The following is a 16519-nucleotide window of genomic DNA, read 5'->3' on the forward strand; positions in this document are numbered from 1 at the left end:
GTTCCCTGTTGTCGTCTTCACGTTGCCTGAACCTGGTTAACCCGCTTTATGCAGCAGGAAATCAGCCAGCGTACGCACACCTAAACCGGTTGCACCAGCAGACCATTGATCCACCGCCGACTTACGGTAGGTGGCAGAACAGTCGATATGCAACCAGCCCTGCTGGTAGTTTTTCACAAAGTGAGACAGAAACGCCGCCGCCGTGCTGGCACCGGCAGTATGGGCCGCGCCGGCCACATTATTCAGTTCAGCGAAGTTAGACGGTAAATGCTGGCGATGGAACTCTTCCAGCGGCAAACGCCAGAACGGCTCGTCTTCACGACGGGCGCTCTCCATCAGCGAATCAATCATCGCATCATCGAAGCTAAACAGCGCGTGGTAGTCATTCCCCAACGCCGTTTTAGCCGCACCGGTCAGGGTGGCACAATCCACAATCCACTGCGGATTCTGCTCGCAGGCATCAATCAGACCATCGGCCAGAACCAGACGCCCTTCCGCATCGGTATTCATGACTTCGACGGTTTTACCATTACGATAACGAATGATGTCACCCAGACGGAACGCGTTGCCGCTGACCATGTTATCGGCACAACACAGATACAGTTTCACACGCTGTTGCAAACCACGAGCTGCCGCCAGTGCCAGTGCGCCTGTTACCAGCGCCGCACCGCCCATATCCGACTTCATGGAATCCATGAAGCTGCTGCCTTTCAGGCTATAACCACCGGTATCAAAGGTGATGCCTTTACCAACCAGACAGGCCAGCACCGGTGCGTCTGCGTTGCCAGTCGGGTTGTAGTCCAACGCCAGCAATACCGGCGAACGTTCTGAACCGCGACCAACGGTATGCAGGCCAGCATAGTTCTGCTCGCGCAGATCCTCGCCTTTGGTAATGCGATAGGAGATAGCGTCGCCCGCCACGCTGCACAGCAGATCAATCGCACGGGTAGCCAGTTGCTCCGGCCCCAAATCTTCCGCAGGCAGGTTGATGGTATCACGCACCCAGTCAACGATTTTCAGACGGCGCTCCAGCTCCTGCTGCTGCGCTTCAGGTAACGTGGCCCACGCCACCGTACGTTTGCCTTTCGGCCCACGGTATCCCTGCCAGAACGCCCAACTGCTTTCCAGATCCCAGCCATCACCAGCCAGTTTGACGTGTTTGATACCTTGCCCATCGATTTTACGGGCAGCGCGCTGAATGATGGTCTGCGGCTTGTTGCCGGACAGATGAATGGTAAATCCCTGCTCATTGGCGGTTAACGAGGCTTTCTCACCCCAGCGTGAGTCTGCTGGCTGATGGGAAAGGGTAATCAGCATCGCTTCAGTTGTCATACATCTACTCCAAATTGGGCCTTGCTCTTGTCAGCCCACTATCGCCATGATGAAAAAAGAGAAAACGGGCCACCTCAAGGTAGCCCGTTGACTAATTTAGTTATTCGGCTTCATCCAGCCACACGAGCAGGATAGCTTCCAGAATTTTTTCGTTTGACGCATCAGGTTCGTCGTCAAACTCATCCAATTCGCAAATCCAGCGGTGTAGATCGGTGAAACGCACGGTTTTTGGGTCGGTATCTGGATACAAGTCGTACAGCGCTTCGCCGATTTCGCGGCTATCGGTCCATTTTAGTCCCATGAGTTACCCCATCAATGTTCGCGTGCATGGTTAATGGTATAACGCGGAATTTCTACCACCAGATCTTCATCGGTGACACGCGCCTGGCACCCCAGGCGACTTTCCGGTTCCAGTCCCCAGGCTTTGTCCAGCATGTCGTCTTCGTCTTCGGTACTTTCCGCCAACGAATCAAACCCTTCCCGAACAATGCAATGACAGGTGGTACAAGCGCAGGATTTCTCGCAGGCATGCTCTATCTCAATACCATTACGCAATGCCACGTCCAGAATGGTTTCACCACTGTTCGCTTCTAAAACCGCCCCTTCCGGACACAAATCCTGATGCGGCAGAAAAACAATCTTGGGCATGTTATACCTCGTCCACGGAATGCCCCGCCAGCGCACGGCGGATAGATTCATCCATCCGGCGGGCAGCGAATTCCTGGGTTTGTTGATCTAGTTTTTTAATCGCGGCCTCAATCGCTGAGGCATCGGTTTCCTGTGCAACTTGCTGCAAATGTAAACTGGCAGCGTCTATCGCCGCACGCTCTTGCGGGGAGAGCAACGCGGCATCGGCCGCCAACGCGCTGTTGAGGCTTTCGAGCACGCGCGTGGCTTCCACCCGCTGTTCTGCCAGCCTGCGCGCGCTAATATCACTCTGCACGTTCTGCATAGAGTCGGTGATCATGGTGGCGATTTCATCATCGCTCAGACCATAAGACGGCTTCACCTGAATTGAGGCTTCCACCCCGGTGGATTTCTCCATCGCGGTAACGCTCAGCAACCCGTCGGCATCCACCTGGAAGGTGACCCGGATATGTGCACCACCTGCAGGCATTGGCGGAATGCCACGCAGCGTGAAACGGCCAAGCGAACGACAATCCTGGACCAGCTCGCGTTCACCCTGCAACACGTGAATCATCATCGCGGTCTGGCCATCCTTGAAGGTAGTGAACTCCTGCGCGCGCGCTACCGGAATCGTGGTATTACGCGGAATCACTTTCTCGACCAGTCCCCCCATGGTTTCCAGTCCCAGCGACAGCGGGATAACATCCAGCAACAGCATTTCACTGTCAGGCTTGTTACCGACCAGGATATCCGCCTGGATGGCCGCGCCAATAGCCACCACTTTATCCGGGTCGATAGAGGTCAACGGCGTACGACCAAAGAATTCGCCCACCTGCTCACGCACCAACGGGACACGGGTAGAACCACCAACCATGACGACTTCTTTCACGTCATCTACATCAACACCCGCGTCTTTGAGCGAGCGACGACAAGACAATAGCGTGCGTTTCACCAGCGGTGCAATCAACGCATTGAACTGTTCACGGGTAATCTCACCTTGCCAGCCCGCGACCGATACCGGCACAGAGTGCGAGTCACTCAGGGCGATCTTAGTCTGTACCGCAGTATTAAGCAGCGTCTGTTGCAATTGATGATCATCACGCACGACGATACCGGCCTGTTCGCGGATCCACTCAACCAGCAGATGGTCAAAATCATCCCCACCCAATGCCGAGTCACCGCCGGTCGCCAGCACTTCAAATACCCCACGGCTAAGACGCAGGATAGAGATATCAAAGGTACCACCGCCCAGATCATATACGGCAATCACACCTTCCTGACCTGAATCCAGACCATAGGCTATCGCCGCCGCCGTCGGTTCATTGAGCAGGCGCAGCACATGCAGACCAGCCAGACGGGCGGCATCTTTGGTGCCCTGACGCTGGGCGTCATCAAAATAAGCCGGCACAGTAATCACCACGCCGTCAGGTAACCCATTGAGTGCTTCTTCAGCACGGCGGGTCAGCGCAGACAGAATGTCGGCCGAGATCTGAATCGGATTGCGTGCACCACCAGCGGTTTGCAACACCGGCAGGCCATTTTCGCTGGCGGTAAACTGATAAGGCAGATGAGGATAACGCTGCTGGATGTCAGCCAGTGACCGTCCCATTAAGCGCTTGACGGAGCTGACGGTGTTAACCGGGTCAATGGCCGCCTGCTGACGCGCCTCCCAACCAACGGTATGCCCGTCAGCGTCATAATGCACAACGGACGGTAACAGGTGACGCCCGTTATGGTCAGGCAACGTCTGTGCCTCACCACTTCGGACCGTGGCAACCAGAGAGTGGGTGGTTCCCAGATCAATGCCAACAGCCAAACGGTGCTGATGCGGCGCTGCACTCAGTCCTGGCTCGCTGATTTGTAATAAGGCCATATTGAGCTTCCATCAATTGGCGGGCGGGCAACGATGACACCAGGCCATGATTGCCCTACCGGATTGAATGTGACTTATCGTTCCAGCAATTGTTCTTCGAGTTGTTCGACCTGCTGCTGGAGTCGATCAAAAAAGCGTAGTTTACGCACGGTATCCGCTGCATCCGACCAGGATTCAGCATCCAGCTCGCTCACCATTTGCTCGCTACGCTGGCGGGTCATCCCTTGCAGACGCTGTGCAAATGCTGCCAGCGCACTTTCCGCATCCGGTCGGCGCTCAATCTCATCGAGCTCTTCGCGCAGTTCCATCTGCTCCATCAGGAATGCAGTATCATGGAGCGTATGCTGTTCGCTGCTCAAATCGAAGCCGTGCAAAGATAGCATATACTCGGCGCGTTTCAGTGGGTGCTTTAGCGCCTGATAGGCATTATTGATGGTGGCGGCCTGTTGTAGCGCCATCATACGGTCGCGTTCCGGGCTGGCGGCAAAGCGGTCAGGATGAAACTGGCGCTGCAGTTCCTGAAACCGGGAAGCAAGCAGGCTGCCATCCACCTTATAGCGAATCGGCAGCCCGAATAAAGTAAAGTAATCCATAGTGTGCTCTGAGTTCGCAGACAATTCATGCACGCCCGCCGTGCTATATACACAAGCACACCACACGGCGGGAGCCAGTCAACAGACCGGCCAGCGGTCAGACATTAAACATTAAAGCTTTCGCCGCAACCGCACTCGCTGGAAACGTTAGGGTTATTGAATTTGAAGCCTTCGTTCAGCCCTTCCTTGACGAAATCTAACTCGGTACCGTCAAGGTAGACCAGGCTTTTACCGTCAATAATGACCTTCACGCCCTTGTCTTCGAACACCACATCATCGGTGTTCAATTCATCAACAAATTCCAGCACATACGCCATACCGGAGCAACCAGAAGTTCTCACCCCCAGACGCAAACCGATACCTTTGCCGCGGTTAGCCATAAAAGCATTAACACGTTGTGCAGCACTGTCGCTCAGGGAAATCGACATAGCAAACCTCTAATTCATCTGCCTGTTATTTGTCGCTACGTTTGCTCTTGTAATCGGCGATGGCGGCTTTGATAGCGTCTTCAGCCAGAATAGAGCAGTGAATTTTCACCGGCGGCAATTCCAGTTCTTCGGCGATTTGGGTGTTCTTGATCGATTCGGCTTCCGTCAGACTTTTGCCTTTCACCCACTCAGTGACCAGCGAGCTGGAAGCGATAGCGGAACCGCAACCGTAGGTTTTAAAGCGGGCATCTTCGATAATCCCCTGCTCGTTGACCTTGATTTGCAGTTTCATCACGTCACCACAGGCCGGTGCGCCCACCATACCGCTGCCGATACTCGGATCAGATGAATCGAACGAGCCGACATTGCGCGGATTTTCATAGTGATCAATTACTTTTTCGCTGTAAGCCATAATATACGTCCTGATTCCTGCGAATTAATGGTGCGCCCATTCGATGCTGTTGATATCCACGCCTTGCTTGAACATGTCCCACAGCGGAGACAGGTCACGCAGACGGCCGATGGATTTACGAACCAGATCGATGGTGTAGTCAATTTCTTCTTCAGTCGTGAAGCGACCCAGAGAGAAGCGGATGGAGCTGTGTGCCAGTTCATCGTTCATCCCCAGTGCACGTAGCACATAAGAAGGCTCCAGGCTGGCAGAGGTACAAGCCGAACCGGAAGACACCGCCAGATCCTTCAGTGCCATGATCAGCGACTCACCTTCCACATAGTTGAAGCTGACGTTCAGGATATTCGGTGCGCCCTGCTCCAAATCGCCGTTCAGGTACACTTCTTCGATATCGTTGATGCCGTTCCACAGGCGATCGCGCAGAGCGCGCAGGCGAACAGCCTCTTCAGCCATTTCTTCTTTAGCAATGCGATAGGCTTCACCCATACCGACAATCTGATGGACCGGCAGGGTACCAGAACGCATACCGCGTTCGTGGCCACCGCCATGCATCTGCGCTTCAATACGCACACGCGGCTTACGACGCACATACAGCGCGCCAATCCCTTTCGGACCGTAAATCTTGTGACCGGAGAAAGACATCAGGTCAACTTTCAGTTGGCTGAGATCAATCGGCAGCTTGCCTACGCTCTGAGTAGCATCGACATGGAAAATAATGCCGCGACTACGACACATTTCGCCGATGGTCGCGATGTCCTGTACCACGCCGATTTCGTTATTCACATGCATGATGGACACCACGATAGTGTCATCACGCATAGCCGCTTCCAGCTCTTTCAAATCAATGATGCCGTTGCGCTGTGGTGCCAGGTAAGTCACTTCAAACCCTTCGCGCTCAAGCTGACGGCAGGTATCCAGCACAGCTTTGTGTTCGGTCTTGCTGGTAATGATGTGCTTGCCTTTTTTCTGATAGAAATTCGCTGCACCTTTGATAGCCAGATTGTCGGATTCGGTAGCGCCAGAAGTGAAAACGATCTCGCGCGGGTCCGCACCAACCAGTTCAGCCACCTGATTACGGGCGATATCTACCGCCTCTTCCGCCTGCCAACCAAAACGGTGAGAGCGTGAGGCTGGGTTGCCGAACGTACCGTCCAGCGTCAGAAACTGCATCATTTTTTCGGCTACGCGCGGGTCGACCGGTGTGGTAGCGGAATAATCCAGATAAATGGGTAACTTCATTGCTCTTAAACTCCGTACATCACTTCAAAACGTTCAAGGCGTTTCGTTCTTTTTTCTTTCAGGCACGCAAGTTGACGTTGATGGTTTCTTGTATGCGTCCGTTGGCGGTACGACGCACGTCAGCATCCTGACGATCCGCGACGTCCAGAATCTCTTTGTTATTGACCAATTCATCCAGGGTGATGTTATTGAGAAACTCGCTGATGCGGTCACTCAAATCACGCCACAGCGTGTGGGTCAGACAGCGATCGCCGCCCTGACACCCTTCTTTCCCCTGGCAGCGCGTGGCATCCACAGATTCATCCACCGCTGAGATAACCGAGCCGACAGCGATTTCGGCAGAGTCTTTGCCCAACAGATAACCACCACCTGGACCACGCACGCTGGCAACCAGCCCATGCTTACGCAGGCGAGAGAACAGCTGTTCCAGATAAGAAAGCGAAATACCCTGACGCTCGGAGATATCCGCCAGCGGAACCGGGCCTTCCTTTGAATGCAGCGCCACATCAAGCATGGCGGTAACGGCGTAGCGGCCTTTAGATGTCAGTCTCATGTTAGTGGTATCCGTAAGATAAACATGTATTATTAAGACAAGTATTATGAGTCAAGTATACATAGCACAGTCATAAGTCTGACATTCCTGAGTGTTTTAGTCAACTATTTAACCAAGTAAATAACTCAACTATTACCCCGGCACAGCACGTATTCCCAATAACCGCTCTCAATCCACTCTTATTCAATGATTATTCTGCGACGGGTCCGATGGCGTCGTTTTGGTGATAGCGCTCAGAATGCCGCGCAGAATGTTGAGCTCCTGCGTTTCAGGACGGGCACGGGTAAACAACCGGCGCAGCTTGTTCATCACCTGTCCCTGATGGGACTGACGGATGAAACCGGTATGCAGCAGCGTTTCTTCCAGATGCTGATAAAAGCGCTCCAGATCATCTACCAGCGGATAAGGGCTCTCTTCGTGTGCCACTTCGCCCTGTTGCTGGCGGTCCAGCCAGGCGACGCGCACCTCATAAGACAGGATCTGTACAGCCATCGCCAGATTGAGCGAGCTGTATTCAGGATTAGCGGGGATCGCCACATGATAGTGGCATTTTTGCAGTTCATCATTCGTCAGCCCTACGCGTTCGCGACCGAACACGATAGCCACTGGTGCGTGCTGCGCTTCCTGAATACTGCGCACACCGCATTCGCGTGGTTCCAGCATCGGCCAGGGTAACGTGCGGGAACGGGCGCTGGTACCCACCACCAGACCGCATCCTTCCAGCGCCTGATCAAGAGTATCAACAATAGTAGCGTTGCCAATGACATCACTGGCGCCAGCAGACAAGGAGATTGCCTGCGAATCGGGTTTGACCAGCGGATTAACCAGCCAAAGATTAGTCAGGCCCATGGTTTTCATCGCCCTGGCCGTTGACCCCATATTGCCGGTATGCGACGTCTCCACCAGCACAATGCGTATATTCTCTAACATGCGGACTCTGTCATACGAAACGGAAAACCGGCGTATGTTAACACAAACTTCTCTGTTTTCTCTTTCTCCTGCAATCTGCTATACTCCGCGCCGTTTTCTGTTCTTTAACATTCTTGTGGACGATACCATGCATCCGATGCTTAACATCGCCGTGCGCGCAGCGCGCAAAGGCGGCAACTTGATTGCAAAAAACTATGAAACGCCTGACGCCGTTGAGGCCAGCCAGAAAGGCACTAACGATTTTGTCACTAACGTTGATCGCGATGCAGAGCGCCTGATTATCGAGGTAATCCGTAAAGCCTACCCGCAGCACACCATCATTGGTGAAGAGTGCGGTGAAATGGTGGGTGAGGATCAGGACGTGCAATGGGTTATCGATCCCCTGGATGGCACGACCAACTTCATCAAACGTCTCCCCCATTTTGCTGTTTCCATCGCTGTTCGCGTCAAAGGCCGCACCGAAGTCGCGGTTGTTTACGACCCCATGCGTAATGAACTGTTTACCGCCACTCGCGGTCAGGGCGCACAGTTAAACGGCTATCGCCTGCGCGGCGGTAACGCCCGTGATCTGGATGGCACTATTCTTGCCACCGGGTTCCCGTTCAAACACAAGCAGCACAGCGCCAGCTACCTGCGTGTACTGGAGGCGTTGTTCAGCCAGTGCGCCGACTTCCGCCGCACCGGTTCCGCTGCGCTCGACCTGGCCTATGTGGCAGCAGGCCGCGTAGATGGCTTTTTTGAGATCGGCCTGAAACCCTGGGATTTTGCTGGCGGCGAACTGCTGGTGCGTGAAGCTGGCGGCATCGTGACCGATTTCGTCGGCGGTCATAACTACCTTGCTTCCGGTAACATTGTTGCGGGTAACCCGCGCGTAGTGAAATCCCTGCTGTCCACCATCCGCGACCAGTTAAGCGACGCGCTCAAGCGCTAACCCTTCCTGTGGGCATGTCATCAGCCATGCCCACGCTATGATTTTTCTCTGTTATTTTTCTTTACAACTCAACCCTATTGAGTAAGAGTTTAACCTTATATGATAATAATTATTAAACTCATTCATTTCTCATTCAGTTGACTCAGGATTGACCTACACACAGCGGTTAATGACAGGATAAGTTATGTTAAAGAAATCATGGCGTTCTCTTTTTTTGGCTACCACACTGACCACCTCTTTTGCCAGCCTGGCCACCCAGTATCCCCTCACCGTGACCGATATCGACGGACAGCACGTCACCATCAACCAGGAACCGCAGCGCGTTGTATTGCAGGACGGGCGCGACATCATGTCGATGGCGTTGTTAGATCGCGATAATCCGTTCCACCGACTGGTTGCCTGGAACAATCTGCCCAAGAAACAAGACACCGCCACCTGGGATCTGTTGAAGGGAAAATGGCCACAATCTGAGGGCATCCTCGACATGGGGTTCAGCGACAAAGGTGACGTGGAGCTGGAAAGTATTCTGGCTAAAAAACCAGACCTGATGATTGCCCAACTGCGCGCCAAACCGGCACTGATGGAAAATGGTGTCATCAGCAAACTGAACGCGCTGCACATTCCGCTGGTGTTTGTGGACTATGAAATCAACCCGGCTCAAAACACCGCTCCCAGCGTTGACTTGCTTGGCAAGGTGTTAAACCGTGAAGAAAATGCCAAAGCCTATACTGATTTTTACCGCCAGCACTTTAACGATATTCAAAAAGTGACCGCCGGTATCGCCCCCAAACCCACCGTCTTTATCGAACCTATCGCTGGCAACTCTGATGCGTGTTGCTTTACTCACGCCCACAATGGCTGGGGTGGCCTGTTGGAAGCCATCGGCGCGAAAAACATCGGATCTGGTTTGCTGCCGGGAGCATCGGGTTTTGTCTCACTGGAAAAAGTGATCAGTGAAAAACCGGATACCTACATCATGACCGGTTCCAAACGTGGTAACGGTACCAGCAAAATTTTGCCATTTGGCTATGGTGCCAGCGACAGCGATATCCAGGAAAAAGCCAAAGCACTGCTGAGCCGTACCGGTATTGACCAGGTTCCTGCCATTAAAGCAGGTCAGGTCTATGGGATTTACCACCATTTCTATAACCATCCGTACAACATTGTTGGTATGGAATATCTGGCCAAAGCGGTGTATCCGAAGCAGTTCAGCAATCTGAACCCGGACGAGACCTATCATTACATCGTTCGCCATTTCACCACCTTGCCTGACGACAATTTTGTGTTTGCCCGTAAACTGGCTAATTAACCCATGAGTGTAACCACCGAATCCTCCATCAGCCGTGTCAACACGGCTGAAAACAGCGCGATAACCCAGTACAACGCCGTCATCCGCCATCGGCTGGTGATCATGGCGGTGATGGCGGTCGCGATTGTGGCCTCCCTGCTGCTGGACTTTATGCTCGGCCCTTCCGGCCTGCCTCTTGATGTACTGTGGCAGACACTGACCGACCCGGCTAACGCCGATGCTGGTAGCCGGGTCATCGTCTGGGACATCCGTCTGCCCTACGCCTTAATGGCGGTGGTGGTCGGTTTGGCGCTGGGGCTGGCCGGTGCAGAAATGCAAACCATTTTGAATAACCCGCTAGCCAGCCCATTCACGCTGGGGGTTTCGTCGGCGGCGGCGTTTGGCGCGGCGCTGGCAATCGTACTGGGGATTGGTATTCCCGGCGTGCCAGCGCAATGGTTCATTTCGGCTAACGCCTTCCTGTTCGCGCTATTGGCGGCTCTGTTGTTGGATGGTATTACCCGCTGGACGAAGGTGGCGACCTCTGGCGTGGTGTTATTCGGTATAGCACTGGTATTCACGTTTAACGCGCTGGTCTCCGTTTTGCAGTTCGTCGCCAACGAAGATACGCTGCAAGGGCTGGTGTTTTGGACGATGGGTAGCCTGGCCCGCTCCTCCTGGGAGAAACTCGGTATTCTGCTGGCCGTTCTCGCTGTGGTGATGCCGCTGTCCATGATGAGTTCATGGAAGTTGACCGCACTGCGTTTAGGTGAAGATCGCGCCATCAGCTTTGGTATCAACGTACGCCGTTTGCGTCTGACGACGTTGCTGCGCATCAGTTTATTGTCGGCTCTATCGGTCGCGTTCGTCGGGCCGATTGGTTTTATCGGTCTGGTCGCCCCGCACATCGCCCGTATGATTTTCGGTGAAGACCACCGTTTTTATCTACCGGCTAGTGCCCTGACGGGGGCGTTGGTGTTGTCGCTAGCGTCAGTCGCGTCCAAAAACCTGCTGCCCGGCGTCATTATTCCGGTTGGGATTGTCACCTCGCTGGTAGGGGTTCCTTTCTTCCTGAGTATTATTCTGCGTAACCGGGGGAACGTATGAGTCACAATGGGTTGTCGATTTCACGGTTTTCTGCCGGTTACTCCAAACGAAACATCATTAACGACCTGTCGGTGCCACTCCTGCCACGCGGTAAAATAACGGTATTGTTGGGGCCAAATGGTAGCGGTAAATCGACACTGCTGCGCGCGTTGGCCGGTTTAGGACAGGCGCAAGGCGACCTGTTACTGGATGACGTCAACCTGATGCAGTTACCTTTCGCCAAACGGGCGGAAAAAGTGGTGTATCTGCCGCAATCATTGCCCGCAGGCGTACATCTCCATGTACTGGAATCGATTATCGTCGCTCAGCGTGCATCCGGCGGACTGCATCACAGCAGTCACGAAGATGAAGTGCTGGCGCTGCTCAGGCAACTGGGTATTTCGCATCTGGCAATGAGCTATCTGGATCAACTCTCTGGTGGTCAGAAACAGCTGGTCGGGCTGGCACAATCGCTGATCCGCCAGCCTTCACTGCTATTGCTTGATGAACCACTCAGCGCATTGGATCTCAATTACCAGTATCACGTCATGGACCTGGTCCGCCAGGAAACCCGTAAGCGAAATATTGTGACGGTAGTCGTCGTACACGACATTAATATCGCGCTGCGTCATGGCGACCATGTGTTGATGCTCAAAGACGGCAAACTGATCGCAGACGGCGAACCCGCTAACGTGATCAGTGAAGACAGTCTGGCTCAGGTGTATGGCGTGCGTGGCCGCATTGAACGCTGCTCGCGCGGTATTCCACAAGTGATGATCGACGGGCTGGTCACTGAACCACGGCTGTGAAATTCCCGCTGCAAACCTGCTAATCCGTCTAATAAGCACTGAAAAAAGCCCCGAACAGTTACTGGTTCAGGGCTTTTTTATTGAGCTATCAGCCGCCCGTGAAGGCGGCAGTCGTCTGTCAGGATTTCGCCGGTAGCGTCACCCAATAACCAGGCTGATACGGCAGCGGCAGGAATTTCTCATGGAAGGTACGGAAGGTCGCATCGGGATCGATATCTTTAAATAAATCCGGATGCAGCCACTTCGCTATCACCTGAATTGCGACAAACTGATACGGGCTGTCATAAAACTGATGCCAGATGGCATGCGCCTTACCGTTGGTGGCCACTGGCAAGGTTTTAAATGCAGGGCGTTCCATCAGTTTCTGCAAACGCTGCAACGCCTGTGACTTGTCAGCTCCGGGGCCAACACCGACCCAACCGTTGGCGGTATTGTAGTTTTTCCAGTTAGCGCCGGTGACGATCACCACATCCGGGCGCGCGCTGATGATCTGCTCCGGGTTTAGCGTACCGAATGTACCTGGAATAATACCTTTAGCGATATTCACGCCACCGGCGGCTTCCACCATTTTTCCGAAGTTCTCATTGCCGAATGACATGCAGCACTCTTCGTCATACCCACCTGCGCGATCGATCATAACTTTCGGGCGAGGCCCCTGATACTGTTTAAGGCGTTCGGTCACGACATCAATCTGCTGACGACGGAATTGGATAATGGCCTCAGCACGCTCTGGTTTCCTCAGCAGTTGCCCCATGATGCGAATGCTTTTTTCTGCGTTTTCAAAAGGCTTTTCCCGAAAGTCGATGAAGACCACCGGGATGCCCAACCCGCCGAGCTTTTCAATCAGCTTAGCCTCATCGGTCGCCGCTTTCGCTTCCAGATTCATCAGCACCAAATCCGGCTTCAGATTCACGGCTTGTTCTACGTTGAACGTACCGTCTTTAGCTCCGCCGAAGGTTGGCAAGTGCTTAATCTGCGGATACTTCTTCTCATAAGCCAGATAGCCATCGTAGTCTGCTTTCGGCAAATCATCCCGCCAGCCGACCACGCGCTGGAATGGTGCATCGGTATCAAAAGCCGCCAGCAGATAAATCTGCCGCCCTTCCCCCAAAATCACCCGTTTGACTTCAGATTTGATCTCAACGGTTCTGCCGCTAACATCTTCAATCACTATCGGTGCCGCCCTGACGGCCGACGCCAACCCCAATACCATGCCAACAGCACACAACCACTTTTTCATTCTGCTATTCCCTGATCACCCAATGGATAATGAGACTGATTATCATTCAATGAAATAATAAAGTTGCCTCAGCTTGGGAGCAATATTTTTCACAGGAAAAGAACAGGATAAGTCGCTATATGGACAGGAAATGAACAGAAGATGCAGGCAGACAACATAGCGCGGTATCAACGCTCCTTCTGCTTTACAAAATAGCAGTGCTGCTTAACGCACAGAATGTTAGGAAACTGAGCGTTAGGGAACTGCTATTTGGAAAACTGTGGGCCAGATGACGATGCGAAGGGAGATAACGGTACTTACCCCATCAATGGCCGGATGCCGCCCATAACATCGGGTTGACTGGTGAGATAAAGCACAATACCGGCAAAGGTCAGCATCATGCCACCGGCTAGCGATAAGGCCGACCAGAGAAAGGGTTGCCAGCGGGAAGGTGTCCCATCACGGCTTAAACGCTCCAGTTGACGACGGCAGAACAATACCGCCACACCTAACAGCGAAACTGTCAGCGCCGTTCCTAGCGCCATGGTCAACGCAGAGATCACACCCCAGACAAACACATCCAGCACTTTGGCGAATAACAACACCAGGATCGCACCAGAACACGGGCGCATTCCCATCGCCAATACGACCATCAGGCGGGTTCGCCAGCCATCACTGTGGTTTAACGTGTCTGCCGACGGCACATGCTGATGGCCGCACCCGCAATGCGCGTCATGCTGATGGCGTGTGACAGGCGGTGTCAGCCGACGCCCCGGCGCCGGTGCGTTCAGCGGCGTTAATGCGTGAATTCGCGGTTTAGACTGGGGGAACAACACCGTCAGCAGGCGTCGAAACGCACGCAGACACAGCCATCCCCCAAGCCCTGTCACTAACACAAAGCTGAGTTTTTCCATCCAGAAACTGCTGAGATGCAAAGTCCGGCTGGAAAGCTGCAACACCGCCAGCACGACGGTCACCAAAATAATCGCCACCAGCCCCTGTAACAACGCGGCTGCCAGAGTCAGTTGCAGGCTGCTTTTCAGTCGGGACGGGTGCGTCGCCAGATAAGTGGCGATCACCACTTTGCCATGACCGGGACCAATAGCATGCAGCACACCATAGACCAGGCTAAACATCACCAGCGTCCAGCCAGCCTGTTGAGGTCTGGCATGCACCTGCTCCATCAAATCCGACATCTGTTGATGTAAAGATCGCTGCCATTCAACACTTTGCAACAAGAGCGATGGCCACCAGACCCACGCCAGCCATGCAGCAACCCCCAGTAGTAGCACAAACAACGCCAGCGGCCACCAGTGCAAATAATTAGGGGAAACTCGCGAGCGATTTACTGACATTGCAATGTAACCTGTTGAGCAAACTGTTTTCCAAGGTCCATATCCTGAGAGGGTTGCGCATTTTTATCCAGCGACAACGCATAGGACTGAAGCGAGGCATCGGGTTTAGGTGTCATCAGCGTGGTTTTACAGCGTGCGGCCAGCGCCGCGCTAATCTGAATCGCTTTATCGTCTTTATACGACATATCCACGAAGTAGGAAGGATCATAGGTGGAAATCAGTAGCGGTGCGCCGGCCAGTGGCTGCGGGTGAGCAAGCGGCAATACGAACTCCAGTACCGCCTTATTACCCGCGCGGGAGAGATGATATTCTGTTGGCAGCGGCAGGTATTTCACGGGCTTTCCGTTGCGATAAACGTCGGTGAAGTAATGCTGCCCCAGCACATTCGCCATCACGCCTGCCGCCAGCTTTTTCCACACGTCGGAATCTTTCGCCGCGTTACCGGCATCATAGAGCAAATCGGCGGAAGTAATAGGATCCATCGTCCAGTTCATACGCAATCCGGTTATCAGGTCGTCTTTCCCTTCCACCGTCGTTTTCATATCGATAAAACTGTGTGGATGGGCGAATGCCGGGCCGGATAACGCTAGCAGTGTCAATAACAGGCAGCTTACCCAACGGAATGAAAAGCCTAAATTGTTATAATGTAACATTGTTTATCCTGACCGTTTCACCTGACACTGACGCCCATTCACTTAGCGAGAGCGAGTACTCATCTGCGGACGGAACATGAACGCAGGTAACACCAGCACTGCCATTATCCAAAAGGTTCCACCTTGCAAATGCTCAAACAGGAACCCTGATACGACCGTCATCACCGCAACCGCGCCCCCTGTGCCCAGCGCGGAATACGCCGCCTGTAAGCGCAGTACGTCAGCATCGTGACGGGAAGAGATAAACCGCATCGCGGCCAGATGGCAAACCGTAAAGGTGCCGCAATGCAAAATCTGCATCACAATTAACCACGGCAGCAACACCGTCGCGCCCATCAGGCTCCAGCGTACCACGCTGCACAATGCAGACAATATCAGCAGCCCAGATGCACTCCAATGCCCAAACAGGCGCTTACTCAATGCAAAAACCACGATTTCCGCGACCACACCCAGCGACCACAGATAGCCGATAACCGCCGCCGAATATCCCGCCTGCTGCCAGTAAATCACACTAAAGCCGTAGTAAGCGGCATGCGCCCCCTGCAACAAAGACACACACAATAAGAAACGCCAGACCGCAGACTCACGCAGCAAAACACGCCATGGCGTAGCGGCAGTGTGTGTCTGGTGACGTTTTACCGAAGCGGGCATCACATGCGGTCGTAACATCATCCCCAGCAGCATTGAGAGCAATCCCACCGCCAGGGTGACTAAAATCGCCTGATGCCCCCAGACGGCGACCAGTTGCCCGGTTACGGCAGAGCCTATCACAAACGCAATGGAGCCCCAGACGCGCACCCGGCCATAATCGAGCGGAATCTGTTTTTGCCAGGTCGCAGCCAGCGCATCCGTCAGTGGAATCAAGGGCGCAAAAAACAGGTTAAACCCTGCCATGACTATCAGGAGCCAGAGCCAGGCGCTGCCCAACCAGAACCCAATGAATGTCAGCACCGATAGCAGTGCCAACAATCTCAATACGCTAATCAACCGGGCAGGGTCTTTTACCAGCGGGGTAATGAACAGACTGCCAATAAATCGGGCCACCAGCCCGGCACCCAGCAGAATGCCGATCGCCTCAGCAGATAGCCCTTCGCCGTTGAGCCAGCCGCCCCAAAAAGGCAAAAAAATGCCATAGCTGAAGAAATAGGTGAAATAGCTGAGTGCCAGCCAATATGTGGATTGTAAAACCAT

The 16519-nt window shown here is 53.7% G+C and carries 18 protein-coding genes; 4 read left to right on the forward strand and 14 right to left on the reverse strand.

The genetic code is table 11. From position 1 onward, the window contains the following. Positions 1 to 36: 36 nt before the first annotated feature. From pepB to trmJ, 10 genes are all read right to left on the reverse strand, one after another. The gene (gene pepB, locus FAZ14_RS04195; RefSeq protein WP_153508085.1) at positions 37 to 1332 is read right to left on the reverse strand and encodes an aminopeptidase PepB; all 1296 of its coding nucleotides are present in this window, start codon (positions 1330 to 1332) and stop codon (positions 37 to 39) included. A 100-nt stretch (positions 1333 to 1432) separates the two neighbouring features. After that, positions 1433 to 1633 carry a Fe-S cluster assembly protein IscX gene (gene iscX / locus FAZ14_RS04200; protein ID WP_012885708.1) on the reverse strand — a complete coding sequence of 67 codons (201 nt, stop codon included), beginning with the start codon at positions 1631 to 1633 and terminating at the stop codon, positions 1433 to 1435. 11 nt (positions 1634 to 1644) lie between these two features. After that, positions 1645 to 1980, reverse strand: coding sequence for an ISC system 2Fe-2S type ferredoxin (gene fdx, locus FAZ14_RS04205; protein WP_016941835.1), 336 nt, complete (start codon positions 1978 to 1980; stop codon positions 1645 to 1647). A gap of 1 nt (position 1981) precedes the next feature. After that, complete coding sequence (gene hscA, locus FAZ14_RS04210) at positions 1982 to 3832, reverse strand: Fe-S protein assembly chaperone HscA (RefSeq protein ID WP_038926551.1); 1851 nt, start codon at positions 3830 to 3832, stop codon at positions 1982 to 1984. Positions 3833 to 3906: 74 nt separating this feature from the next. Beyond that, positions 3907 to 4425, reverse strand: a complete 519-nt coding sequence (gene hscB / locus FAZ14_RS04215) for a co-chaperone HscB (RefSeq protein WP_038905248.1) — start codon at positions 4423 to 4425, stop codon at positions 3907 to 3909. Between the two features lie 104 nt (positions 4426 to 4529). After that, positions 4530 to 4853 (reverse strand): iron-sulfur cluster assembly protein IscA, encoded by a 324-nt coding sequence (gene iscA, locus FAZ14_RS04220; RefSeq protein ID WP_012885712.1) that lies wholly within the window; start codon positions 4851 to 4853, stop codon positions 4530 to 4532. A gap of 25 nt (positions 4854 to 4878) precedes the next feature. After that, positions 4879 to 5265, reverse strand: coding sequence for a Fe-S cluster assembly scaffold IscU (gene iscU / locus FAZ14_RS04225; protein ID WP_012885713.1), 387 nt, complete (start codon positions 5263 to 5265; stop codon positions 4879 to 4881). A 24-nt stretch (positions 5266 to 5289) separates the two neighbouring features. Further along, the gene (iscS, locus tag FAZ14_RS04230) at positions 5290 to 6504 is read right to left on the reverse strand and encodes a cysteine desulfurase (RefSeq protein ID WP_153508086.1); all 1215 of its coding nucleotides are present in this window, start codon (positions 6502 to 6504) and stop codon (positions 5290 to 5292) included. 58 nt (positions 6505 to 6562) lie between these two features. Beyond that, positions 6563 to 7057, reverse strand: coding sequence for a Fe-S cluster assembly transcriptional regulator IscR (gene iscR, locus FAZ14_RS04235; protein WP_016941830.1), 495 nt, complete (start codon positions 7055 to 7057; stop codon positions 6563 to 6565). A gap of 183 nt (positions 7058 to 7240) precedes the next feature. Beyond that, positions 7241 to 7987 (reverse strand): tRNA (cytosine(32)/uridine(32)-2'-O)-methyltransferase TrmJ, encoded by a 747-nt coding sequence (gene trmJ, locus FAZ14_RS04240; protein WP_016941829.1) that lies wholly within the window; start codon positions 7985 to 7987, stop codon positions 7241 to 7243. A gap of 127 nt (positions 7988 to 8114) precedes the next feature. On the opposite strand from trmJ, the gene suhB reads away from it, so the two are divergent. The 4 genes from suhB (at position 8115) to FAZ14_RS04260 (ending at position 12101) form a co-directional block, all read left to right on the forward strand. Continuing rightward, positions 8115 to 8918, forward strand: a complete 804-nt coding sequence (suhB, locus tag FAZ14_RS04245; RefSeq protein ID WP_029456396.1) for an inositol-1-monophosphatase — start codon at positions 8115 to 8117, stop codon at positions 8916 to 8918. Positions 8919 to 9102: 184 nt separating this feature from the next. Further along, positions 9103 to 10227 (forward strand): ABC transporter substrate-binding protein, encoded by a 1125-nt coding sequence (locus FAZ14_RS04250; protein ID WP_029456395.1) that lies wholly within the window; start codon positions 9103 to 9105, stop codon positions 10225 to 10227. A 3-nt stretch (positions 10228 to 10230) separates the two neighbouring features. Next, complete coding sequence (locus tag FAZ14_RS04255; protein WP_016941827.1) at positions 10231 to 11313, forward strand: FecCD family ABC transporter permease; 1083 nt, start codon at positions 10231 to 10233, stop codon at positions 11311 to 11313. Further along, the gene (locus FAZ14_RS04260; RefSeq protein ID WP_016941826.1) at positions 11310 to 12101 is read left to right on the forward strand and encodes an ABC transporter ATP-binding protein; all 792 of its coding nucleotides are present in this window, start codon (positions 11310 to 11312) and stop codon (positions 12099 to 12101) included. The genes FAZ14_RS04255 and FAZ14_RS04260 overlap by 4 nt, the downstream gene beginning before the upstream one ends. Positions 12102 to 12219: 118 nt before the next feature. Here FAZ14_RS04260 and FAZ14_RS04265 read toward each other — a convergent pair whose 3' ends face one another. The 4 genes from FAZ14_RS04265 to FAZ14_RS04280 all read right to left on the reverse strand — a co-directional run bounded on the left by FAZ14_RS04265 (position 12220) and on the right by FAZ14_RS04280 (position 16519). Then, positions 12220 to 13341 (reverse strand): ABC transporter substrate-binding protein, encoded by a 1122-nt coding sequence (locus tag FAZ14_RS04265; RefSeq protein WP_016941825.1) that lies wholly within the window; start codon positions 13339 to 13341, stop codon positions 12220 to 12222. Between the two features lie 296 nt (positions 13342 to 13637). Next, entirely contained in the window at positions 13638 to 14675 is a 1038-nt protein-coding gene (locus FAZ14_RS04270) for a nickel/cobalt transporter (protein ID WP_153508087.1), read from the reverse strand. Next, on the reverse strand, positions 14666 to 15328 hold the full coding sequence (locus tag FAZ14_RS04275; protein WP_029456394.1) for a DUF1007 family protein: 663 nt from the start codon (positions 15326 to 15328) through the stop codon (positions 14666 to 14668). The genes FAZ14_RS04270 and FAZ14_RS04275 overlap by 10 nt, the downstream gene beginning before the upstream one ends. 42 nt (positions 15329 to 15370) lie before the next feature. Then, positions 15371 to 16519 (reverse strand): 3-phenylpropionate MFS transporter, encoded by a 1149-nt coding sequence (locus tag FAZ14_RS04280; protein ID WP_153508088.1) that lies wholly within the window; start codon positions 16517 to 16519, stop codon positions 15371 to 15373.

Source organism: Dickeya oryzae, assembly GCF_009372235.1.
GTDB lineage: Bacteria > Pseudomonadota > Gammaproteobacteria > Enterobacterales > Enterobacteriaceae > Dickeya > Dickeya oryzae.